The organism is Streptomyces sp. CoH27 (assembly GCF_020181035.1).
Lineage (GTDB): Bacteria > Actinomycetota > Actinomycetes > Streptomycetales > Streptomycetaceae > Streptomyces > Streptomyces camelliae.
On record NZ_JAIQYY010000008.1, the window covers coordinates 210,135 to 231,641 of the forward strand.

16 protein-coding genes are annotated in these 21,507 nt (G+C 73.0%); 5 read left to right on the plus strand and 11 right to left on the minus strand.

Annotated features, from left to right (window positions below; genetic code table 11):
- Window positions 1–133: 133 nt before the first annotated feature.
- The 4 genes from LE548_RS15125 to LE548_RS15140 all read right to left on the minus strand — a co-directional run bounded on the left by LE548_RS15125 (window position 134) and on the right by LE548_RS15140 (window position 3,504).
- A complete protein-coding gene (locus LE548_RS15125; protein ID WP_225097345.1) occupies window positions 134–1,252 on the minus strand; it encodes a methyltransferase domain-containing protein in 1,119 nt (372 codons plus the stop codon).
- Between the two features lie 56 nt (window positions 1,253–1,308).
- Entirely contained in the window at window positions 1,309–1,449 is a 141-nt protein-coding gene (locus tag LE548_RS15130) for a hypothetical protein (protein ID WP_225097346.1), read from the minus strand.
- A 43-nt stretch (window positions 1,450–1,492) separates the two neighbouring features.
- Window positions 1,493–2,083 carry a hypothetical protein gene (locus LE548_RS15135; RefSeq protein WP_225097347.1) on the minus strand — a complete coding sequence of 197 codons (591 nt, stop codon included), beginning with the start codon at window positions 2,081–2,083 and terminating at the stop codon, window positions 1,493–1,495.
- Window positions 2,084–2,313: 230 nt separating this feature from the next.
- Window positions 2,314–3,504 carry a helix-turn-helix domain-containing protein gene (locus tag LE548_RS15140; protein WP_225097348.1) on the minus strand — a complete coding sequence of 397 codons (1,191 nt, stop codon included), beginning with the start codon at window positions 3,502–3,504 and terminating at the stop codon, window positions 2,314–2,316.
- A 124-nt stretch (window positions 3,505–3,628) separates the two neighbouring features.
- Between LE548_RS15140 and LE548_RS15145 the strand changes: the two genes are divergently transcribed.
- The gene (locus tag LE548_RS15145) at window positions 3,629–4,183 is read left to right on the plus strand and encodes a flavoprotein (protein ID WP_225097475.1); all 555 of its coding nucleotides are present in this window, start codon (window positions 3,629–3,631) and stop codon (window positions 4,181–4,183) included.
- A 130-nt stretch (window positions 4,184–4,313) separates the two neighbouring features.
- On the opposite strand, the gene LE548_RS15150 is transcribed toward LE548_RS15145, so the two are convergent.
- Complete coding sequence (locus LE548_RS15150; RefSeq protein ID WP_225097349.1) at window positions 4,314–5,891, minus strand: Na+/H+ antiporter; 1,578 nt, start codon at window positions 5,889–5,891, stop codon at window positions 4,314–4,316.
- 350 nt (window positions 5,892–6,241) lie between these two features.
- On the opposite strand from LE548_RS15150, the gene LE548_RS15155 reads away from it, so the two are divergent.
- Window positions 6,242–9,382: a BTAD domain-containing putative transcriptional regulator gene (locus LE548_RS15155; RefSeq protein WP_225097350.1), complete on the plus strand. Its 3,141-nt coding sequence runs from the start codon at window positions 6,242–6,244 to the stop codon at window positions 9,380–9,382.
- 21 nt (window positions 9,383–9,403) lie between these two features.
- On the opposite strand, the gene LE548_RS15160 is transcribed toward LE548_RS15155, so the two are convergent.
- Window positions 9,404–10,198, minus strand: a complete 795-nt coding sequence (locus tag LE548_RS15160; RefSeq protein ID WP_225097351.1) for an ABC transporter permease — start codon at window positions 10,196–10,198, stop codon at window positions 9,404–9,406.
- Window positions 10,195–11,190, minus strand: a complete 996-nt coding sequence (locus tag LE548_RS15165) for an ATP-binding cassette domain-containing protein (RefSeq protein ID WP_225097352.1) — start codon at window positions 11,188–11,190, stop codon at window positions 10,195–10,197. The genes LE548_RS15160 and LE548_RS15165 overlap by 4 nt, the downstream gene beginning before the upstream one ends.
- A gap of 160 nt (window positions 11,191–11,350) precedes the next feature.
- Between LE548_RS15165 and LE548_RS15170 the strand changes: the two genes are divergently transcribed.
- Window positions 11,351–13,387 carry an NAD(+) synthase gene (locus LE548_RS15170; protein WP_225097353.1) on the plus strand — a complete coding sequence of 679 codons (2,037 nt, stop codon included), beginning with the start codon at window positions 11,351–11,353 and terminating at the stop codon, window positions 13,385–13,387.
- 4 nt (window positions 13,388–13,391) lie between these two features.
- Here the strand turns inward: LE548_RS15170 and LE548_RS15175 are convergent, their stop codons facing one another.
- Both LE548_RS15175 and LE548_RS15180 read right to left on the minus strand, forming a co-directional pair.
- Window positions 13,392–14,132, minus strand: a complete 741-nt coding sequence (locus LE548_RS15175; RefSeq protein ID WP_225097354.1) for a TIGR03943 family protein — start codon at window positions 14,130–14,132, stop codon at window positions 13,392–13,394.
- Window positions 14,129–15,145: a permease gene (locus tag LE548_RS15180; protein ID WP_225097355.1), complete on the minus strand. Its 1,017-nt coding sequence runs from the start codon at window positions 15,143–15,145 to the stop codon at window positions 14,129–14,131. Before LE548_RS15180 ends, LE548_RS15175 begins: the two co-directional genes overlap by 4 nt.
- A 170-nt stretch (window positions 15,146–15,315) precedes the next feature.
- Here LE548_RS15180 and LE548_RS15185 point away from each other — a divergent pair, with 170 nt between their 5' ends.
- Entirely contained in the window at window positions 15,316–17,199 is a 1,884-nt protein-coding gene (locus LE548_RS15185; protein ID WP_225097476.1) for an NAD-binding protein, read from the plus strand.
- Window positions 17,200–17,262: 63 nt separating this feature from the next.
- Here LE548_RS15185 and LE548_RS15190 read toward each other — a convergent pair whose 3' ends face one another.
- Window positions 17,263–19,080 (minus strand): prolyl oligopeptidase family serine peptidase, encoded by a 1,818-nt coding sequence (locus tag LE548_RS15190; RefSeq protein WP_225097356.1) that lies wholly within the window; start codon window positions 19,078–19,080, stop codon window positions 17,263–17,265.
- Window positions 19,081–19,412: 332 nt separating this feature from the next.
- On the opposite strand from LE548_RS15190, the gene LE548_RS15195 reads away from it, so the two are divergent.
- Window positions 19,413–20,207, plus strand: coding sequence for an SURF1 family protein (locus LE548_RS15195; protein ID WP_225097357.1), 795 nt, complete (start codon window positions 19,413–19,415; stop codon window positions 20,205–20,207).
- A gap of 77 nt (window positions 20,208–20,284) precedes the next feature.
- On the opposite strand, the gene LE548_RS15200 is transcribed toward LE548_RS15195, so the two are convergent.
- Window positions 20,285–21,427 carry a hypothetical protein gene (locus LE548_RS15200; RefSeq protein ID WP_225097358.1) on the minus strand — a complete coding sequence of 381 codons (1,143 nt, stop codon included), beginning with the start codon at window positions 21,425–21,427 and terminating at the stop codon, window positions 20,285–20,287.
- Window positions 21,428–21,507 lie beyond the last annotated feature (80 nt).

A 21,507-nucleotide genomic window follows, 5' to 3' on the forward strand; every position in this document is an offset into this window, starting at 1 on the left:
TCCGGGCGTGGGATGAACGGGAGCATGCTGGCGGGAGGTCGGATCACGGTTTCTCCCGCACCGAGCCGGTCAGTTCACGAAGTGGGCGAACTCGCCCGCCTTCACTCCCAAGATAAACGCGCCGCTCGGGACGTCAGACCGGCCAGGACTCCTTCGGGTCGTCCAGCCAGGCGCGCTGACCGTGAGGTGCGATCGTGAGCCCGAACCGGGTCACGTCGGGAGACCCCTGGTCCTGCCACCAGTGGTAGGCGTCGGACACCTCGCCCCACAGGCGGCGCGGGCCTGACTGCCAGACCTCCGCCTCCGCCTCCCCGTCCCGGAACATCACGCACGCCCACGACAGGTCGGACAGGCTGTAGAACCACACCGGCCGCGCGCCGTCACGCTTGTCCGCCACCATGTGGCGGCAGGCAGGCACCCGGAGACCCAGTACGAACGGCAGATCGGACCACTGGCCGGTCAGGAACTCCCCTTCCGTGAGGGAGGTCCTGTCGTTGTCGGCGTCCGCCAGGGGGCCCGCGGACAGGTAGTCGTCCGCGCCGATGTCGGGGCCCCTCTGTGTGCGGAGCTTCATGAACTCCACCCGCCGGGTGAAGTGGCCCATAGACACCTCCCCTTTGACCTCCAGGCGCACCATGGCGTCGGCGTTGCCGTAGGGGGTGCCGAACGAGGCGAGGATGATCCCCCCGGGCCGGGTCTGGGTGACCCAGGCACCAGAGATCTCCCGGACACCTACTGTGGCGAGGACGCGGTCGTACGGTGCGGCGTCGGCGTACCCCTCGAACCCGTCGCCGACAACCACCTCCGGGTACAGGCCGTACCGGCACAGCCGCTCCCGGGCCGTCCCTGACACGACCCCGTCCACCTCGACGGTCGTCACGTGGCCGGGCCCCAGTCGGTGGGTCAGCGCGCCGGCCGTCTCGCCGGTGCCCGTGCCCACGTCCAGCACGCGCATGCCGTCCTCCCCGGCCAGGTCCTGGAGCAGGAGGTAGACCGTGGCGGGCATGGAGGACGAACTCGTGGACAGCCTCCCCGGGCTTGGCCCGGAGTGGGCGCCGTCGTCCCACTGGGTCACGATGGGAACGTTGCTGTCCGCCGCCGCGTACCAGGCGTCCGGGTCCTCCCGCTTGTCGACCGTGACACTCGCGCGGGTGTCCAGGTCGTACGGCCACATCAGATCCGGAAGGAACGCGGCCCGGTCGACGGCCGTGAACGTCGGCGCCCAGTCCGACGACAGCGCACCGGATGCCATGAGGACCCGCCCCAGCTCTGTGCGGCCGGGGCGGTCCGTACGAAGAACGTCGGGTGTCACCTGCGGTGCTTCCCGTCGCCTTCGGGGCTGGAACCGTCGGGGCTCGGCGGGTCCTGCGGAGGCTGCCAGGGCTGCCCGGGGTGGCCGTCGCCGTCACCCTCGCCCGGCTGGTCGTGCAGTTCGATACGTACCTTCATCGTCCTCTCCTTCACTTCAGTGGGTCTTGCCTGACCAGCCCGACTACCGGGAGTCGTCCGGCGTCGCGTGCTGTCCGGCCGCGATCAGCCGTGCGACGGTCAGCGGTGCACACAGCGCGGCGGCCGACGCCATCGGGACCGACCAGTAGGAGACGTGTCCCTGCGGGTCGAACTCGGTCAGGTCGAGCCGTGGTACGCCGAGGTAGGTGCCGCTGCCGAGGACCTCGACGTCCGACTTCGCCCGCCACTCGTCCGCCGCCTTGTGCCAGGTACGGGCCATGCTCGCGGGCACGAGCGCGTAGTAGCGGCGGCTGGACGGGTCACAGATGACCGGCCCGCCCTTCAGGGCGTCGTCGAGGAAGGCGTCGACCTCTTCGAAATCTTCCGTCAGGGCCGTCGCGAAGATCAGGCGACCCGGGATCCGCACGGCGGAGAACAGGGTTCCCAACGGCAGCAGCGCCACCTTGTTCTCCTGCCACTCCGCCCGGATCCGCTCGTGACCCGACGCGGGACAGGTCGCCATCAGCCAGTGCTCGCTGGCCAGCCGCCGGTCAGCGGCGGAGTGGACCAGCGCACCCGGCTCCGATACGACCGGCCGTAGTGCAGTAGTCCCGGGTGCAGCGGTAGGTTTCATGGTGTCGACGCTCCCTCTCTGGTTCGAGCGTTGGCCACTCCCGGGGCCGTGTGCGCGGCCGCCGGGCCTGAGCTTGCGACGACGGCGGCGAGTGGCGAGGGTGCACGTCAGACCGTTCCAGCCGTGGGGCACCTCGCTGCTCCCCGATCGTCGTTGACGAAGTGTGAGAACAGCGTGACGCTCCGAGAAGGCCGGAACGCTCACAGTGTTGTGAGCGCTGTGAGCGTTCCCTACAGGCCGACCCAGGCGGCCATGTGACTGAGGGTGTCCGGGGTTCGGCGTGACAGGTGCACGAGGCCGGTGATCGTCTCGCGGGCAGCGGGGTGATACCGCGTCTGTTCAGGGGCCATGCGCCGGGCTTCGACCAGGGACTTGAGCGCGTCCTCGGTGTGCCCTGTCTCCATCTCGGTGCGGGCTTGGTCGATCAGAAAGTGGGCGCGACGGGATGTCGCGAATTGTGTCGGCAGCTTCTTGCCGATCTTGCGGGCCCTCTTCAATGCGACGTCGTACTGGTGCATCTCGACAGCGGCGGACATCTCATGCAAGTCCACGTTGGTCGGGCCGAAACTGAGCCAGTGCACCTCGGAGGCGTCACCGATCCGCTTCGCAATCCGACGGGCCTCGGCAATGTGGGTCTTCACCGCCGTCTCGTCCTCGGCTCGCGCGGAGATGACCGAGGCCCCGAGGTGCAGCTGCCCGGCGACGGCCAGGGCCTCGCGGGTGTCGCCGGCCTGTGCGACGGCGTTGTGGCCGGAGGCGGCGAGGCGCTGCCCGATCCGGTATTCGCCCTCACGGAAGTACACCAGGGCCCGCATGTACTGGCGGACGGCAGACAGGCACGGGTCGGAGGCGCGCTGCGCCGCCCAGTCCATGCGGTCCAGGGCCACCGCGGACAAATCGTAATAGCCGAGCTTCACGCTGATGTCGTGCGCGGTGCGGTAGGTCGAGGCGAGGGCCCGCCACAGCTCGGTCGAGGACGCCGACCAGGCGCTGTGCGTGAGTTCAGCGATGAGGCCGGGGAGCCGGCGGGCGGCGTTGCGCAGGTGCGTGGCACGGACCTCTTCGCACAACGCGTCGGCACCTGCGATGAGCTGCTCGGCCGGGCCTACGGTCAGATCCGGATTGGGGCCGAGGTCGTACAGGTCGAGGGATTCCCGGATGGGACGGACCAGTTCGGCCAGACGGTCCCGCTGCAATTCGGTCACGTACGGCTGCCCGGTCAGCACCGTCACATCGATGCTGAGTGCCTTGGCGCACGCGGCCACGAAGTCTGCCGTGGCGGGGCGCGCGCCGCACTCGACCTGGTTGACCAAGCTGTAGGAGTACGGGAGACGGTCGGCCAGTTGGCGTTGCGTGAGCCTGGCCAGTCGGCGCTGTTCCTTGATGCGTGCGCCCGTGTGGTTGTCGTCCAGTGGGGGCATAGTGGTCTCCGTTCTCAGCACCCACTTGGAAAAGTACCCGCGCCGAGCGGCGTGGGTGCAGCCTTCCGCCCCCGACTCCCCTGAGAGTGGGGGCGGTTGCGCGTGATCGGATGGCCCCATGACCATGACGACAACGGATCGTGTGCTGTACCTGTTCGGCTCGGCGGCCCCGCCCGTCTTCGAAGCCGCGTCGGTGATTCAGGATGCGCAGGCCCGCGGGTTCGACGTGTGCCTCGGCCTCACCCCGACCGCCGCCCGTTGGCTCGCACCGCAGCTGGCGGAGCTGGAACGGTTGACCGGGCACCCGGTGCGCAGCGAGTACAAGCTGCCGGGCGAGCCGGACGTATGGCCGAAAGCCGATGTGATCGCAATGGCGCCGGCGACCTTCAACACGATCAACGCATGGGCTCTCGGGATCACACGAGACTTCGTGGTGGGCGTCGCCGCCGAAGGCATCGGCAAGGAAATCCCCATGGTGACGATGCCCTGCGTGAACGCGGCCTACGTGCAGCACCGCCAGTTCGACCGGAGCGTCGCGGAGCTGCGCGACATGGGCGTGCGCGTCCTGTACGGCGAGGGCGGCTTCGTCCCGAACCAGCCGGGCCAGGGCAAGCCGAAGGAGTACCCGTGGCACCTGGTCCTCGATGCCGCGCAGAGCATGGCCGGCATGTGTGACTGAGTCGCTCAGCGAGCCTGCGCTCAGGCCCGGGCAGGTGCGTGACCGACCCGTGATCCGGGCGATCGTCACAGAGATGTCCTCGCGGCTTCCTCGGGCGTCCGGCGCCCGGAACCGGCCCCTCAGCGAAGCGTCACGCATCCGACAACCGCGCCTCCTCCAGATCGAGCGCTCGCTGAAGCCGCCGCCGCGTGGTGTCGCTGATGGCGTGGGCGTCGTAGAGCCGGTGCAGTTCCGCCGTTTCCACCGCTATCAGGTCCCGCCGCAACTGCCGGTAGACCAGGTCGGCCGACTCGGTGGCCGCGCTGTTCTCCCCGTTGCTCTCGGCCAGCCGGTCCCGGGCGTCCTCCAGGCGGGCGGTGAGGCCGCGGCGGAGGCGGTCGAGGACGACGTCGGACACGGCCTCCAGCTCGGCCAGTTCTTCCAGCCGGGCGAGACCGGCGTGGGCCAGGTGGGAGCGGGCCTGGGCCTCCTCGCGGGCGGTGTGCGCGGGCTCCAGGGCGATGCCGGAGGCGCGGACGACGGGGGCCAGGGTGAAGCCCTGCACGACCAGGGTGACGACCACGACCGATGTGGTCAGGACCAGCACCAGCGCGCGGCCGTCGAGCGGTGCGCCGCTCTTCGTCACCTCGGGGATGGACAGCGCGGCGGCCAGCGGCATCACGCCCCGGGTGCCGGCCCAGGTCAGCACCACCGGGATCCGCCAGTTCAGGCGGCCGAGCCCGCCCTTGCGCTGCACGACCGCCGACAGCGGCGCGAGCCACAGCAGCCGTACGGCGATCAGGGTGGCGGCGACCGCGAGGGCGTACAGCGGCCAGGCCCGGTCGCCGTGGGCCAGCGCCCGCACCTGCGCGGGCAGGGCCAGCCCGATCAGGCTGAACACCACGCTCTCCAGCAGGAACACGACGGTGCCGTAGACGGCGTGCAGCTGGAGGCGGATGCGGGCGTTGGTGAGGCGGTCGCCCCGGCCGCCCAGGACCACTCCGGCGACCACGCACGAGGTCACGCCGGAGGTGTGCGCGGCCTCCGCCAGGAGGTAGGCGGCGTACGGGGTGACCAGCGCGATCACCGTCTCCAGCACCGGATCCTCGGTGCGGCGCCGGATCAGGGCGATCACTCCCGCGACCGCCGCTCCGATCACCGTGCCGCCGCCGGCGAGCAGGAAGAACTCGCCGCTCGCCGAGCCCCAGTCCGCGGCCGCCGCGGCGATGGCGATGCCCGCCGCCACCCGGACCAGCACCAGCGAGGTCGCGTCGTTGAACAGGCTCTCCGCCTGCACCAGGACCTGCACCCGGGGCGGCAGCGCGAGCCGGCGGCCCAGCGCGGTGACCGCCACCGGGTCGGTGCTGGCCAGCACCGCGCCCAGCACGAACGCCATCTGCCACGGCAGCGGGGTGATCAGGGCCGCCACCGCGGCCACGGCCGCCGCCGAGGCCAGCACCAGGCCGATCGCGAGGATCCCGACCGGTTTCCACACCGCGCGCAGCTCCCGCCAGGGCATGTCCTCGGCGCTCGCGTAGAGCAGCGGGGGCAGGACGACGAGGGCGATGATCTGCGGGCTGATCTGGATCTGCGGGGTGCCCGGCAGCAGCGCGACGGCGAGACCGGCGACCACGAGCAGCGACGGCGCCGGGATCCGCCACCGGCGCGCGAAGGTGGCGACCACCGTGGCGAGGACCACGAGGGCGAGAACCGTACCGACGCTGCGCATGCCGTCCCCCTGGGAATTCCCTCCGACAACACGGAAGGGGATTGCGGAAGCCACCCCGGCCTCCGGCCGACCAGACTTCCCGGCACACCTGCCCTCACCCTATCGGGCGCGTAAGGGCCGCGTCAGGATCCGGCACCGCCCCGTCAGGGCCGCCTCAGCGACGGTCGCCGGTCCCGCCGGGCACGCCTGAGCGCGGGTCCCGGCACCGGCGTGCGCCGCTCGCTCCCGTGCGGCACGCTGTGTCACGGCGCGGACGTCCTGGACCGGCTGGGCCACCGTGTCGACGGCGAGACGGAACCGGCGGTGCTCCGGGCCTCCGGTCTTTCGTGACCGCTGGCTAACCTGCACGTGTGACGACCGAGTTGACCCTGCTGCCCCAAGTCGCCTTCCGTGGCCGGGAGATCACCGCACCCCGGCTGCGCGGACTGCTGGCCCTGCTCGCGGAGGACCTGCGGGCCGGATGCAGCACCGGGCGGCTCGTGGAGGGGCTGTGGGCCGAGGAGCTGCCGGAGCGGCCGGGCAAGGCGGTGCAGATCCTCGTGTCGCGGCTGCGGGCGCAGCTCGGGGCCGAGGTGGTCGTGAGCACGCCGAACGGCTACCGGCTGGCGCTGGAGGAGACGCGGGTCGACAGCGCCGCACTGCTGCTGCACGAGGCGGCGAGCGCCGAGCGCGCGCGGGCCGGGGATCACGAGGGCGCCCTCGCCCGGGCCGAGGCGGGGCTCGCGCTGTGGGACGGGAGTGTGGCCGCCGGGTCGGGAGAGGATCTGCACGATCCGGTGGTGGCGCTGCGGGCCGCGCGGGTGCGCACGCACCGGGCGCTGGTCCGCTCCCGGGCGCTCGCGCTCGCCCGGCTGGGGCGGCGGGAAGAGGCCACCGCGCCCCTGGCCGGGCTGGCTGAGGAACTGCCGCGGGACGAGGAGGTGCTGGCGGAGCTGCTGCGCTGCGAGGCCGCCACCGCCGGCCGGGCCGCGGCGCTGACCCGGTACGACGGCTACCGCCGCGCCCTGCGGGACGACCTGGGAACCGATCCGGGCCCCGGACTCCGGGCCGTCTACCAGGAGCTGCTGAGCGCCGACGCCCCGCCGGTCCGCCACGGCGTGCCGCACGACCCGAACCCGCTGCTGGGGCGGGAGGCCGACCTCGCCGCCGTGACCGGGCTGCTGCGCGAGGCCCGGGTGGTGACCCTCGCCGGCCCCGGCGGGCTGGGCAAGACCCGCCTCTCCCACGCGGTGAGCCGGGCCGCCGAGCAGCCCGTGGTGCACTTCGTCCCGCTGGCGGGTGTCACCGCCGACGACGACGTGGCCGGTGAGGTCGCCTCGGCGGTCGGCGCCGGAGAGAGCCGGTTCGCCGGCGGGGACACGGTGACCGGCATCGTCGGTGCCCTGGGCACCGGGCCGGCGCTGCTGGTGCTGGACAACTGCGAGCACGTCGTCGCGGGCGCCGCCGCCCTCGTCCAGGCGCTGGTGTCGCGGTCGAGCAAGCTGCGGGTCCTGGCCACCAGCAGGGCCCCGCTGGGGCTGACGTCGGAGTCGGTGTACGCGCTGCCGGAGCTGTCCCTGACGACCTCGGTGGAGCTGTTCACCCAGCGGGCGCGGGCCGCCCGGCCCGGCGTGGAGCTGCCCGCGGAGGCGGTCGCCGAGATCTGCCGGCACCTCGACGGGCTGCCGCTCGCCGTGGAGCTGGCCGCGGCCCGGGTCCGGGTGCTGTCCGTGCCCGAGATCTCCCGCCGGCTGCGGGACCGGTTCGCGCTGCTGCGCGGCGGCGCCCGCGACGCCCCCGAGCGGCACCGCACGCTGCGGGCCGTGGTCGACTGGAGCTGGAACCTCCTGGAACCCGACGGCCGGGCAGCCCTGCGCGCCCTGTCCGTGTTCCCCGGGGGCTTCGCCGAGGACGCGGCGGAGTACGTCCTCGGCGAGACCGGGGACACGCTGGCGCTGCTGGAGCAGCTGGCCGGACAGTCCCTGATCAAGGTGGACGACAGCCCGTCCGGGGTGCGTTTCCGCATGCTGGAGACCCTGCGGGAGTTCGGCGCCGACCGGCGTGCCGAGGCCGGCGAGGAGGAGGCGGTCACCGACCGGTTCCTGGCCTGGGCGCGGGACTTCGGCCGCGCCCACCACGACGTGCTGTTCGGCCCCGACCCGGTGCCCGCCTGGCTGCGCGTCCGCGCCGAGCAGGACAACCTCGTCCTGGCGCTGCGGCACGCCCTGGCCCGCGCCGACGGACCCGCCATCGCCGCCCTCGCCGGCGTACTGGCCTCCTTGTGGGCCATCGACTCCAACTACCCCCGGCTCGCCGCCCTCGTCGCCGAGACCGGCGGGCCGCTGTCCCGGTTCCGCCCCGGGCCCCGGAACCCCGAGGACGCGGAGCCGGCCCGCAGCGCGGCGGCCGTGTGCGCGGCCAGCCTCTTCATGGCCCACGGCCCGCAGGCCGCCCTACGGCAGCTGGTCACCCTGCGCCGGCTGCCGCCCGCACCGCCGGACACCCTGCTGCGGGCGCTGGCCGTCGTGCTGTGCGCCGTACCGGACATTCAGCCGCCGGGGTACGAGCGGCTGGAGGAGCTCTGCGCGGCCGGCGAACCGCTGCTGGCGGGCGTCGCGGCGACCGTGGCGAGCTATGTGTGGGAAGCGCAGCACGAGACGGAGCGCGCGCTGGAGTACGCCCGCCGGGCGCTCGACGCGCTGAATCCGCTCGGCAATCCGGCCACGGCACTGCTCAGTCAGGGCCGGGTCGGCGAGCTGTGTCTGCAGTCCGAGCGGGGCGCGGAGGCGTACGGCCATCTGCGGGCTGCGCTGGACGCGCTCAGCGAGTTCAGCGGGTTCGGCGACTGGTCGGACTCGGTCGGGGTGCACTCGGCGCTGGTGCTCGCCTGCCTGCAACGCGGGGACGTCGACGAGGCGGAGTACTGGCTGGGGCTCGCGGCACTGGACCGGCCGCCGGAGTCCGCCCAGGTCTTCAGCTCCGACCTGCCGAACCGGGCGGAGATCGCGCTGGCCCGGGGGCTGACCGAGGTCGGACTCGGGCTGTGGCGCCGGGCGGTCGCGCAGATCCGGGAGGACAGCCTGCTGTATCCCGATGACCCGTTCGTGGAGCCGTGGTCGCTGACGGTGCGCTCGGGCGCGCTGGCGGCGCACGCGCAGGCCGGCCGGCTCCAGCCGGTGGCCGGCCTCGCCGAGGAGCTGCGGGCGCGGCTGCTCGGGATGCTGTCCGACGGGGCCGGCCGGGGTGCGGCCGAAACGTCGGTGAACGGCACGGTGTTGCTGGCCCTCGGCTTCGCCGGACTGGCCCGGGGCGACGCGGGAGCCGTCCGGCTGATGGCGCTCGCGGAACGGATGCCGGCGGTACGGGACTTCCCCACCATGTCCCTGACCCGCTCCCGGGAGGCGGCCGAGAACGCCGACAGGGCGGCATACACCGACGCGAGGTCGAAGTACGCCGCCCTGGGACGGGAGGAGGTGCGGGCGGAGGTGCTGAGGGAGCTGACGGCGGGGTGACGCCCCGCCCCTCCCGCGTTCTCACCGCTTCGGCTCGTGGTTGAACGTCGCCCTGGCCCACACATAACCCAGCACCGTCATCCCCACGAACCACGCGACGGCCAGCACCACGTTCTTCGTGCCGATCCCGCTGCCCAGCAGCAGCCCGCGCAGGGTCTCGATGGCGGGCGAGAACGGCTGGTACTCGGCGAACCAGCGGAACCAGCCCGGCATGGCGTCCACCGGTACGAACGCGCTGGACAGGAACGGCAGCATGACCAGCGGGGTCCCGATGTTGCTGGCCCCCTCGGGGTTGGGGCTCACCAGGCCCATGCCGACCGCGATCCAGGTCAGCCCGAGGCTGACCAGCGCCATCAGCCCGGCCGCCGCGATCCACTCCACCGGCGTGGCGTTCGGCCGGAAGCCGATGGCCAGTCCGATGCCCAGGACGAGCACCAGAGCCGTCATCGTCTTGATCACGCTGCCGACCACGTGGCCGGTCAGCACGGAGGCACGGGAGATCGCCATGGTGCGGAACCGGGCCATGATGCCCTCGGTCATGTCGGTGCACACGGACACCGCGGTGCCGAGCGAGGTCATGGCCACGGTCAGGAAGAGAATGCCGGGGACGAGGTAGGCGACGTAGTCGGACCGGTTCGCGTGGCCGCCGTTGATGCCCGCGCTCATCACGTTGCCGAAGACGTAGACGAAGAGCAGCAGCAGGATGACCGGGGTGAGCAGGAGGTTCAGGGTGAGAGAGGGGTAGCGGCGCGCGTGCAGGAGGTTGCGTCGCAGCATGGTGAGGTTGTCGCGGAAGGCGTGGCCGGCGGTGCTCATCGGGCGGTCTCCTTGTCGGCGGTCCGAGCGGTGGTCTGGGGGGCGGTCTGGGCGGGTACGGAACTGCCGGTCAGGGCGAAGAACACGTCGTCGAGGTCGGGGGTGTGCACGGACAGCTCGTCGGCGTCGATGCCGGCGGCGTCGAGCCAGTCGAGGACGGCCCGCAGCTCGCGCTGGCTGCCGTCGCTGGGGATCTGGAGGCTGAGGGCGTCGTCGTCCCGGGAGGCCTCGCGCAGCGCGGTCGCCGCCCGCTCGTACGCCGCCGGGTCGGCGAACCGCAGCCGTACATGACCGCCGGGCACGAGCCGCTTGAGCTCCGCCGCGCTGCCCTGGGCGACGATCCGGCCGCCGTTGAGCACCGCGATCCGGTCGGCGAGCTCGTCGGCCTCGTCCAGGTACTGGGTGGTGAGGAAGACGGTCGTACCGCCGGAGACCAGCTCGCGGATGATCTGCCACATGGTGTGGCGGCTGCGCGGGTCGAGGCCGGTGGTCGGCTCGTCGAGGAAGATGATCCGCGGGTTGCCGACCAGGGTCATGGCGATGTCGAGGCGGCGCTTCATGCCGCCGGAGTAGGTGGAGGCGGGCTTCTTCGCGGCCTCGACCAGATCGAAGCGCTCCAGCAGGTCGGCGGTGACCTGCCGTCCCTCCCGGCGGGAGAGGTGGTGCAGGTCGGCCATCAGCAGCATGTTCTCCTCGCCGGTGATCAGCCCGTCCACGGCGGAGAACTGCCCGGTGACCCCGATGGCGCCCCGGACCGCGTGGGCCTCGGCGGTGAGGTCGTGCCCGGCGATCCGCGCCTGGCCCGCGTCGGCGGAGATCAGGGTGGACAGGATGCTGACCGCCGTGGTCTTGCCCGCGCCGTTCGGCCCGAGGAGGGAGAAGATCGTGCCGGCGGGCACCTGGAAGTCGATGCCGTCGAGGACGGTCTTGTCCCCGTAGGCCTTGCGCAGCCCGGTGGCCGCGATCGCGAGTTCGTGGTCGGTCGTCGTCATGCCGTAGAGCGTGCGGCGGGGGCGGTTCACGGCGGCTTCAACCGGGTTTCAGCCGCCGGGGAGGGCTTCAGCACGCTGAAACCCGCAGGTGGGCGGCGGGTGGAGACACGGCGTTTAGGCTTCCCTCGTAGGAAAGTCGCATCGGAAAGAGGGCGTCCCGTTGAGCTTCTGGTCGATCTATCAGCACGGCTTCGCACGGGTCGCCGCCTGCACCGGCCACACCGTCATCGCCGACCCGCCCGCCAACGCCGCCTCCGTCCTGCGCCACGCGCGCCGGTGCGACGAGGAGGGCGTGGCCGTCGCCGTCTTCCCGGAGCTGTGCCTGTCCGGGTACGCGATCGAGGACCTCCTCCTCCAGGACGCGCTGCTCGACGACGTCGAGAAGGCGCTCGCCACCGTCGTCGCCGGGTCGGCCGAGCTGCTGCCGGTGCTGGTCGTCGGCGCCCCGCTGCGCCACCGCGGCCGGATCTACAACTGCGCGGTGGTCGTGCACCGGGGCCGGATCCTGGGCGTCGTACCGAAGTCGTACCCGCCGAACTACCGCGAGTTCTACGAGCGCCGGCAGATCGCCGGCGGCGACGACGAGCGCGGCGGAACGATCCGCCTGGGCGGCACGGACCTCCCCTTCGGCGTCGACCTGCTCTTCGCCGCGGACGACGTCCCCGGCCTCGTGCTGCACGCCGAGATCTGCGAGGACATGTGGGTCCCGGTGCCGCCCAGCACGGAGGCGGCCCTCGCCGGCGCGACCGTCCTGCTCAACCTCTCCGGCAGCCCGATCACGGTGGGCCGCGCCGAGGACCGCAAGCTGCTGTGCCGCTCGGCGTCCGCGCGCTGCCTCGCCGCCTACGTCTACGCGGCGGCCGGTCTCGGCGAGTCGAGCACCGACCTGTCCTGGGACGGCCAGACCCTGATCTACGAGAACGGGGTGCTGCTGGCCGAGACCGAGCGCTTCCCGGCCGGCGAGCAGTACGCGGTGGCCGACGTCGATCTGGATCTGCTGCGCCAGGAACGGCAGCGGATGGGCACGTTCGACGACAACCGCCGTACGCATGCCGCGCGCACCGGCGACTTCCGCACGGTCTCCTTCGCACTCGCCCCGCCCGCCACCGCCGACCTGGGTCTGCGCCGGCGTGTGGAGCGCTTCCCGTTCGTGCCGGCCGACGCCGAGCGGCTCGCCCTGGACTGCTACGAGGCCTACAACATCCAGGTCGCCGCGCTCCAGCAGCGCCTCGCCTCGATCGGCGGCCCGAAGGTCGTCATCGGTGTCTCCGGCGGCCTGGACTCCACGCACGCGCTGATCGTCGCCGCCCGCGCGATGGACCGCGCCGGCCGCCCGCGCACCGACATCCTGGCCTTCACCCTCCCCGGCTTCGCCACCAGCGACCACACCAAGGACAACGCCCACAAGCTGATGCGCGCGCTCGGCGTCACGGCGGCCGAGCTGGACATCACGCCGACCGCGCGGCTGATGCTGAAGGAGATGGGCCACCCCTTCGCCGCGGGCGAGCCGGTCTACGACGTCACCTTCGAGAACGTCCAGGCGGGCCTGCGCACCGACTACCTGTTCCGGCTGGCCAACCAGCGCGACGGCATCGTCCTCGGCACCGGCGACCTCTCCGAGCTGGCGCTCGGCTGGTGCACCTACGGCGTCGGCGACCAGATGAGCCACTACAACGTCAACTCCGGCGTGCCGAAGACGCTGATCCAGCATCTGATCCGGTGGGTGATCAGCAGCGGCCAGTTCGACGACGAGACCGGCAAGATCCTCGCCGCGATCCTCGACACCGAGATCAGCCCCGAGCTGGTGCCGGGCGAGGAGTTGCAGTCCACCGAGTCGAAGATCGGCCCGTACGCGCTGCACGACTTCACCCTCTACCACGTGCTGCGCTACGGCTTCCGCCCCTCCAAGATCGCCTTCCTGGCCTGGCACGCCTGGCACGACCGCGAGTCGGGCGCCTGGCCCCCCGGCTTCCCCGAGGCCGAACGCGGCTCCTACGACCTCCCCGAGATCCGCCGCTGGCTAGAGGTCTTCATCCGCCGCTTCTTCGGCTTCTCCCAGTTCAAGCGCTCGGCGATGCCCAACGGCCCGAAGGTCTCGGCGGGCGGCGCGCTGTCGCCCCGAGGCGACTGGCGGGCGCCGTCGGACGGGAACGCGCTGGCGTGGCTGCGGGATCTGGAGCGGTTCGATCTGACGTAGGCGCTCAGTTGTTCCAGGTCTCGTCGTACGGGTCCTGCGGCACCGGTACCGGCTGTGCCGAGGTGACCTTCAGATAGGGGATCGGGCCGTTGTTGACGGGGTCGCGGCTCAGCCGGGGGCTGTAGCTGCCGGTCACCGTCAGCCAGGCGTCCGGCCGCAGCACGGGGGGCAGTTGGCCGGTCAGCGCGATCTTGACCGGCTGGGCGTCCGCGGCACAGCAGTTGAGGGCCATGCGCACCAGGTACGGCGCGCCCGAGCCGTCCAGCGCGAGGAATCCGGTGACCTGGACCGTCCGGCCGTCCAGGGAGCGGCCGTTGCCGTAGGCGGCGCGGGAGGCGTAGTCGACCACGGACAGCTGCACCGGCCCGCTGCCACCGGGCAACGGCCCGAGGCCGTACGGCTTTTGCAGCGCCGTACCGGAGCGCAGGGCGCTGTACGAGCCCAGCGCGGGCGGGGCGATGAGGATGAGGGCGAGGAGGGGGAGCAGGAGCAGCCAGGAGATGCGGGGCTCGGGGTGGGCGTGTCCTTCGTGGGCGTGGCCTTCGTGGGGCTGGTGCCGCAGGCGATGGCGCTTGCGCTCGTACCAGACGGTCGCCAGCGCCCCCGCGATCAGCACCGCGCCCGAGGCCAGCAGCAGCGGTTGCAGGCCCGCCTTGACGTAGCGCAGATACAGATCGGTGCTGCCCGCGTGCAGCAGGGCGGCGCCGAGCAGGAACATGACGGCGGCCTGGGACTGACGGTTCACAGGAGCACCGTCCCGGTCACCACGGCGCCCGCGACGGCCATCACGAACGTGACGGGGGCGAAGCGCAGGGCGAAGGTACGGCCGAAGGTGCCGGCCTGCATCGCGAACAGCTTGAGGTCGATCATCGGGCCCACCACCAGGAACACCAGCTTGGCCGTCAGGGAGAACTGGGTGAGGGAGGCCGCGACGAACGCGTCCGCCTCCGAGCAGATGGACAGCAGCACGGCGAGGACGGCCAGGGCGAGGATCGCGACCAGGGGATTGCCGGCGGCCGTGCGCAGCCAGGACGCCGGGGCCACCGCCTTCAGGGTCGCGGCGGCCATCGCGCCGAGCACCAGGAAGCCGCCGGCGTGCACCGTGTCGTGCCGTACCGAGTTCCAGAACGCCTCCCCCTTGGTCGCGCCCTCGTGCGCGCCGTGGGCCGGCGGGCGCAGCCAGTCGGTGCGGCCCAGCCGCTGCCACAGCCAGCCCATCGCACACGCCACCAGCAGGCTCGCGGCGAACCGGCCGAGGACCATCTCCGGGTTGCGCGGGAAGGCGACGGCGGTGGCGGTCAGCACGATCGGGTTGATCGCGGGGGCGGAGAGGAGGAAGGCGAGGGCGGCGGCGGGGGTGACTCCCCTGCGCACCAGCGCGCCCGCCACCGGCACCGACGCGCACTCGCAGCCCGGCAGGATCGCGCCCGCGACTCCGGCCACCGGGACGGCCAGGGCGGGGCGGCTGGGCAGAGCGCGGGCGAAGAAGGACGGCGGCACGAACACCGCGAGCGCCGCCGAGAGCAGCACGCCGAGCACCAGGAAGGGCAGCGCCTGCACGGTCACCGCGACGAACACCGTCATCCAGCTCTGCATCAACGGGGTGCCGAGGAGCCCGCGGATCGGGGACTGGGCGAGCACCGCCAGCACCAGCAGCAGGGTCAGCACCAGCGAGGAGTTGCCCCGTCGGCTCTCCGCCCCGGTTTCGGTTCCGGGGCCGGTCTCCGTGCCGGGCGGGGCTTCTTCGGTGATGGCCACGGGTGGTTACCTCCGGCTGGCTGTCCTGGCTCGCTCCCCCTGCGTACGCGCATGGTCCCTCGGGCGTTCACACCGTTGCTGGAACCACTCCTCTCCTTGGGGCACTCTTTTCCCTCGTGGCGAGCGTTCCGTATCAAGGGGGGCCGGGGGGTGGTGCCCCGGCGGCGCACATGGTGGTGTGCGGTGACGACGGGCTCGCGCACCGGCTGGCGGCCGAGTTGCGCGGGGTCTACGGCGAGCAGGTCACCCTGGTGCTGCCACCGAACGAGCGCACCGCCCGTCCTCCGGTCGTCGGCCGGGCCCGCGCCGCGTCGGCGGCGCTGTTCGACCGTATGGTCAGCGCCGCGGTGAACCGGGCGGGCGCCGTCACCGGGACTGCGACGGCGCCGGCGAGTGCGGCCAGTGGCGCGGGCGGGGCCGACGGGCCCCGGGTGCTGGAGGCCGCCGACCTCACCGAGGCCGTTCTCGCCGAGGCCGGGGTGGAGCGGGCCGCCGCGCTCGCCCTCGTCTTCGACGACGACGAGACCAACATCCGCGCCGCGCTGACCGCCCGCCGGCTCAACCCCCGCCTCCGGCTCGTCCTCCGGCTCTACAACCGCCGGTTGGGCCAGCACATCGAGGAACTCCTCGACCAGGCGGCCGCGTTGGCGACGGGCGGCGGCGAGGGCGGCGCGGACGCCTCCACGACCGTGCTGTCCGACGCCGACACCGCCGCGCCCGCGCTCGCCGCCACCGCCGTCGCCGGCACCAGCAAGGTCGTGCAGACCGAGGGGCTGCTGCTGCGGGCCGTGGAACGCCCGCTGCCCGAGGGCGGGCCGGCCGCCGGCTCCGGGCTGCCGACGCTGGCCCTGCTGTCGGGCAACGACCCCGCCGCCACGGCAGGTACGGACGAGCACGACGGCACCGCGGAGCAGGAGCCCCGGCTGCTGCCGGACGACGAGGAGGTGGAACGGGGGCGGGCCGCCGGGCGGACGGCCCTGGTGCTGGAGCAGGCGTCGGCGGCGGTCGGCCCGGAGCCGGCCACGCCCGGCCGCCGGAGGAGGGGCGGTCGCGGGGCGGGCGGTCGCGGGGTGGGTGGCGTGCCGCCCCTCGCCTCCCTCTTCTCCCGGCGGCTGCGCTGGTCGCTGGCCGGCATCGTGGGCTGTGTCGTCGCGCTCGCCGTCTCACTGTGGCTGGTGACCGGTATCCACCCCCTGGGCGCCTTCTACCTCACGCTCCTCGACCTGTTCGCCATCGACAACCCCGCCATCGGTGACTCGTTGGGCCGCCAGATCCTCCAACTCCTCTCCGGTCTCGTCGGGTTGCTGCTGCTGCCGGTACTGCTGGCGGCCGTGCTGGAGGCGCTCGGCACCTTCCGCACCGCCTCCGCCCTGCGCAAACCGCCGCGCGGCCTCGGCGGGCATGTGGTGCTGCTCGGGCTCGGGAAGATCGGCACCCGGGTGCTGACCCGGCTGCGCGAGCTGAACGTCCCCGTCGTGTGCGTGGAGTCCGACCCGGAGGCGCGTGGCCTCGCGACCGCGCGCAGCCTGCGGGTGCCGGTGGTCCTGGGTGATGTCACCCAGGAGGGTGTGCTGGAGGCCGCCAAGATCCACCGGGCGTACGCCCTGCTCGCCGTGACCAGCGCCGACACCACGAACCTGGAGGCCGTGCTGTACGCGCGCACCGTACGCCCCGATCTGCGGGTGGTGCTGCGCCTCTACGACGACGACTTCGCCACCGCGGTGTACCGCACGCTCCGGGCCGCGTACCCGCACGCCCTGACCCGGAGCCGCAGCGTCACGCACCTGGCCGCGCCCGCGTTCGCCGGGGCGATGCTGGGCCGGCAGGTGCTGGGCGCGATCCCCGTGGAGCGCAGGGTCCTGCTCTTCGCCGCGGTGGACGTCGCCGCCCACCCCCAGCTGGAGGGCCGCACGGTCCGCGAGGCCTTCCGGGCCGGTTCCTGGCGTGTCCTGGCCCTGGAGGGCCGCACCGACACGGCCCCCGACCACGTCCTGGAGAAGGGCGACCGGGTCGTCGTGGCCGCCACCCGCCGGGGCCTGGCGGAACTCCGCTGACCGCCAGGGCCCTGATCAGGCGCCGCACTTTTCCTCCGACCTGATCCGCCGGACAGGCCCTACCTACGCCCCCGGCAGGTGTCTCGCCGCGAAGTCCATCTCCAGGCGGACCTGCTTGATGCGTTCGTCCACGACCAGCGAGCCGTGGCCGGCGTCGTAGCGGTAGACCTCGTGCACCGCGCCCCTCGCCTCCAGGCGCTTGACGTAGTTGTCGATCTGGCGGATCGGGCAGCGCGGGTCGTTGACACCCGCCGAGATGTAGACCGGTGCCTTGACCTGGTCGACGTAGGTCAGCGGGGAGGACGCCGCGAAGCGCTCCGGGACCTCCTCGGGGGTGCCCCCGAGCAGGGTGCGGTCCATGGCCTTCAGGGCCTCCATCTCGTCGTGGTACGCGGTGACGTAGTCCGCGACGGGCACGACCGCGATGCCCACCGTCCACGCGTCGGGCTGGGTGCCGATGCCGAGCAGGGTGAGATAGCCGCCCCAGGAGCCGCCGGTGAGGACCAGGCGGCTGGGGTCGGCGAGGCCCGAGGACACCGCCCACTCGCGGACCGCCGCCACGTCCTCCAGCTCGATCAGGCCGACCCGGTGCTTCAGCGCGTCGGTCCAGGCCCGGCCGTACCCCGTGGAGCCGCGGTAGTTGACGCGGATCACGGCGTAGCCCTGGTCGACCCAGGCGGCCGGGCCCGCGGCGAAGGAGTCGCTGTCGTGCCAGGTCGGGCCGCCGTGCAGGTCGAAGACCGTGGGGAGGGGGCCGGTGGCGCCGACCGGCTTCTGGACCAGGGCGTGGATGCGGCCGCCGGGCCCCTCCACCCACACGTCCTCCACCGGCACCGACGGCGGGCAGACAATACCCGGCGGGTCCAGCACGACCCCGCCGGAGGTGGAGCGCACGGCCGGCGGCTCCTCGGCCGACGACCACAGGTACTCCACGCTGCCGTCGGGGCGGGCCGTGGCGCCGGAGACCGTGCCGGGCGGGGTGGAGATGCGGGTCAGCTCGCGCGTGGCGAGGTCGAAGCGGAACAGCTCGCTGCGGGCCTCGAAGCCGTGCGCGATGAGCAGGGCCGAGCCGTCCGGATACCACTCGGCGCTGACGTCACCGGGCAGCTCCAGGTCGAGGTCGGTCTGCTCGCCCGTCGCCACGTCCCACACCAGCGGCTCCCAGCGGCCCCGGCGCTGATGGCCGATGAGCAGGCGGGCATCGCCCTCGACGGGGGCGAAGCCGAGCACCTCCAGGCCCAGCTCCTGCGTGCCGCCCTTGGTGTCGTCCAGCTCGGCGACCGTCGTGCCGTCCGGGCGCAGCACGCGCAGCGCCGCGTGCATCGCATCGCCGTGCTCGGTGTGCTCGACGGCGATCAGGGTGCCGTCGTGGGAGAGGTCGCCGACGCCCGCCGACTCGCGGTGCCGGTAGATCTCGGCCGGGGCCTCGCCCTCGCGCGCGAGGTGGATCGTCGTACCGTCCTCGTCCGTGGAGCGGCCGACGACCGCCGTGCGTCCGTCGCGGGCCAGGGCCAGGCCGGCCGGGTAGGAGGGGGCGAGGCCGGGGACCGCCGGCTCGGCCGCGCCGCCCGCGAAGGGCTGGCGGCGCCAGATGCCGAACTCGTCGCCGTCCTTGTCGTCGAACCACCAGATCCAGGTGCCGTCCGGGGAGAGCACGCCGTCCGTCGTGCCGTTCGGCCGGTCCGTCGCCTGCCGCTGCTCGCCCGACGCCCGGTCCCAGGCATACAGCTCGTACGTCCCCGTCGCGTTCGACACGAACAGGGAGCGGTGCGGCGCGTCCTCCGCCCAGTCGGGCAGCGACACCCGTGGCGCCCGGAAGCGCTTCTCCCAGTCCGGCGTGGCCGGCGCACTGTGCGTGCCCGGCCGGTTGCTCTCACTCATCACCCCAGTCATGCGCCCATACTGCCTGGCCGCGCCGACAATTGTGTGGCGAGTGTCCGCAGCCTGTGGATAACTTCCCGGCCATGACCGCCGCCCCCCTCCTCCGCGTCCGTCCCCTCGAACCGGCGCGAGGACAACCCGTTCCATGTGGGACGAAAGGGTCCCGGTCCCATGTCGCGGGCGATTTCTCCGACCTCGACGGCTTCCACCGCTTCCACCGCTTCCCGGCCGGCCACCCGCGCATCCCGCTGATCTGCTTCCTGAGAGCCGCCAGACCCTGAGGGGCCGCCCCGCGGGCGGGCGGGCGGCGGGGGCGCCGTACCGTGGAGGGCGTGTACCGGTTTCTGCTGACACCCCGCTGGTGGGGCATCAACGTCTTCGTGCTGCTCGCCATCCCGTTCTGCATCTTCATGGGGTCGTGGCAGCTGAGCCGGTTCGAGGGGCGGGTGCACGACAGCCGCGCCGCGACGCAGCAGGCCGCCTCCGACCGGCACGAGACCGCACAGCCGCTGGACCGGATGCTGCCCGTCGACAAGGCGACCTCCGGCCGCCGGGTCAGCGCGCACGGGCGGTACGGCACCCAGCTGCTGGTGCCCGGCCGGCAGGTCGACGGCAAGAGCGGCTTCTACGTCCTGACCCTGCTGCGCACCGGCTCCGGTAAGTCCCTGCCGGTGGTCCGGGGCTGGCTGCCCGGCACGGCGGACGCGGCGAAGGCCCCGGCCCCGCCCACCGGTGAGGTCACCGTCACCGGCGCGCTCCAGGCCTCCGAGACGCCGGGCGACAACGGCGTCAGCGCGGGCGGCGGACTCCCCTCGGGCCAGACGGCGGCGATCAGCTCGGCCTCGCTGGTGAACCTGGTGCCGGACAAGCTGTACGACGCCTGGATCACCCTCGACAAGGCCGACTCCGGCATGAAGGCCGTCCCCGCGAGCGCCCCGCAGGGCACCGGCCTGGACCTGAAGGCCTTCCAGAACCTCGGCTACACCGGCGAGTGGTTCGTCTTCGCCGGCTTCGTGGTCTTCATGTGGTTCCGCCTGCTGCGCCGCGAGGCGGAGGCGGTACGGGACGCCGAGCTGGGCCTGGTGCCGGAGGAGGAGACGGCTCCGGCGACGGTGAGCGCCCCGTAGCGACGGTTCCACGACCCCGCCGGCACCCCGGTGTAAACGGTTCTACGACCCCCGCCAGCACCCCGGTGCAGAGGGTTCTACGACCCCGCCAGCACCCCGGTGTAGTAGACGACCCCGGCGCACTCACCCGGCACGGTCGCCGAGGCCGACGGCGAGCCGCCCTGTGCCGTGTGCGTCACCACGACACTCCCGTCGGCCGTGCCTTCCTCCGTGACCGTCTGGGTGGTCGTACCCGGCGTCGTGGATCCCGTCCCCGCGTCCGAGCCGCCGGTGGCACTCGCGCCCTGGGTCGGGCTCGGGGTCGGCGAGGCGCCGCCGGTCGTGGTGCCGCCGGTGCTGGTGCCGCCGCCGGTGGTGGGACACGTCTGCGAGGGCACGAAGGCGAACTTCTCGGCGTAGGCCGCGCCGGGCTGCAGGACCAGCCCGGAGACCTCCTGGGAGGGGTCGGGCAGTCCGGTCGCCGCGTCGCCGGCGGTGTGCCGAGCGGTGGTGATCTTGGCCGGGTCGGCCGCGCCCCGGGCGGCGGGGGTGACGGACCCCGCGCCGCTGACGGCGCAGGCGGCCTTGGAGATGTTGGTGACCTTGAAGACGCCGTAGACCACGCCGGCGGAGTCGGGGGCCTCGGCGCTGCCGGTGGCGGAGCCCAGCTGGGCCGCCGTGCACGACGGGGCACCGCCCGCGGAGACCGAGGCGCTCGGGTTGGCGCCGCCGGTGGAACCGGTGGTTCCGGCGCCGCCGCGGCCCTTCTCGCCGCGTCCGCCGTGCGGCCTGCCGGGCTGGGCGCTCGTACCGCCCGTGTCCTTCGTGCCGCCCGTGCCGCCGGTCTCGTCCTTGCCCTGCCCGGTGCCGCCCTGGGCCTGGGAGGACTGACCCGCCATGACGGTGTCGGGGTCGGAACCACCGGAGTCCGAGACGTGTACGAGGGCCGGGATCGCGGTGCCGAGGAACAGGGCCGCGGCGGCCATCCCGACGACGGCCTGCCGCTTGCGGGCCCGCCGGGCGGGCACCGCCCGGCGCAGATGCTCCAGCGTCCCGGTGCGCGGCTCGATGTCGTCGACGACGGAGTGCAGCAGCCGCCGCAGGGCGAGCTCCTCGCTCCCGAGCCCGCCGAGCTCCGCGGCGAGCTTCTCGGGACCGGCGCCGGACAGTGAGCCGAAGCCCTGGTCCGGATCCGGGCCGCGCCCCTCGGGGTGCTTCTCGTCGGGGCCGTGGTTCACCATTCCGTTCCCAGCGTGCGATTGCGTGTGCTCTTGCTCAAAGCGCTGCTCATGGCGCTGCTCATGGCGCTTCATGCCGTCCC

Coding starts and splice junctions, on each gene's coding strand:
- LE548_RS15125 (WP_225097345.1), bottom strand. CDS start 1,252: ATGGCATCCGGTGCGCTGTCGTCGGACTGGGCGCCGACGTTCACGGCC.
- LE548_RS15130 (WP_225097346.1), bottom strand. CDS start 1,449: ATGAAGGTACGTATCGAACTGCACGACCAGCCGGGCGAGGGTGACGGC.
- LE548_RS15135 (WP_225097347.1), bottom strand. CDS start 2,083: ATGAAACCTACCGCTGCACCCGGGACTACTGCACTACGGCCGGTCGTA.
- LE548_RS15140 (WP_225097348.1), bottom strand. CDS start 3,504: ATGCCCCCACTGGACGACAACCACACGGGCGCACGCATCAAGGAACAG.
- LE548_RS15145 (WP_225097475.1), top strand. CDS start 3,629: ATGACGACAACGGATCGTGTGCTGTACCTGTTCGGCTCGGCGGCCCCG.
- LE548_RS15150 (WP_225097349.1), bottom strand. CDS start 5,891: ATGCGCAGCGTCGGTACGGTTCTCGCCCTCGTGGTCCTCGCCACGGTG.
- LE548_RS15160 (WP_225097351.1), bottom strand. CDS start 10,198: ATGAGCACCGCCGGCCACGCCTTCCGCGACAACCTCACCATGCTGCGA.
- LE548_RS15165 (WP_225097352.1), bottom strand. CDS start 11,190: ATGACGACGACCGACCACGAACTCGCGATCGCGGCCACCGGGCTGCGC.
- LE548_RS15185 (WP_225097476.1), top strand. CDS start 15,316: ATGGTGGTGTGCGGTGACGACGGGCTCGCGCACCGGCTGGCGGCCGAG.
- LE548_RS15190 (WP_225097356.1), bottom strand. CDS start 19,080: ATGAGTGAGAGCAACCGGCCGGGCACGCACAGTGCGCCGGCCACGCCG.
- LE548_RS15200 (WP_225097358.1), bottom strand. CDS start 21,427: ATGGTGAACCACGGCCCCGACGAGAAGCACCCCGAGGGGCGCGGCCCG.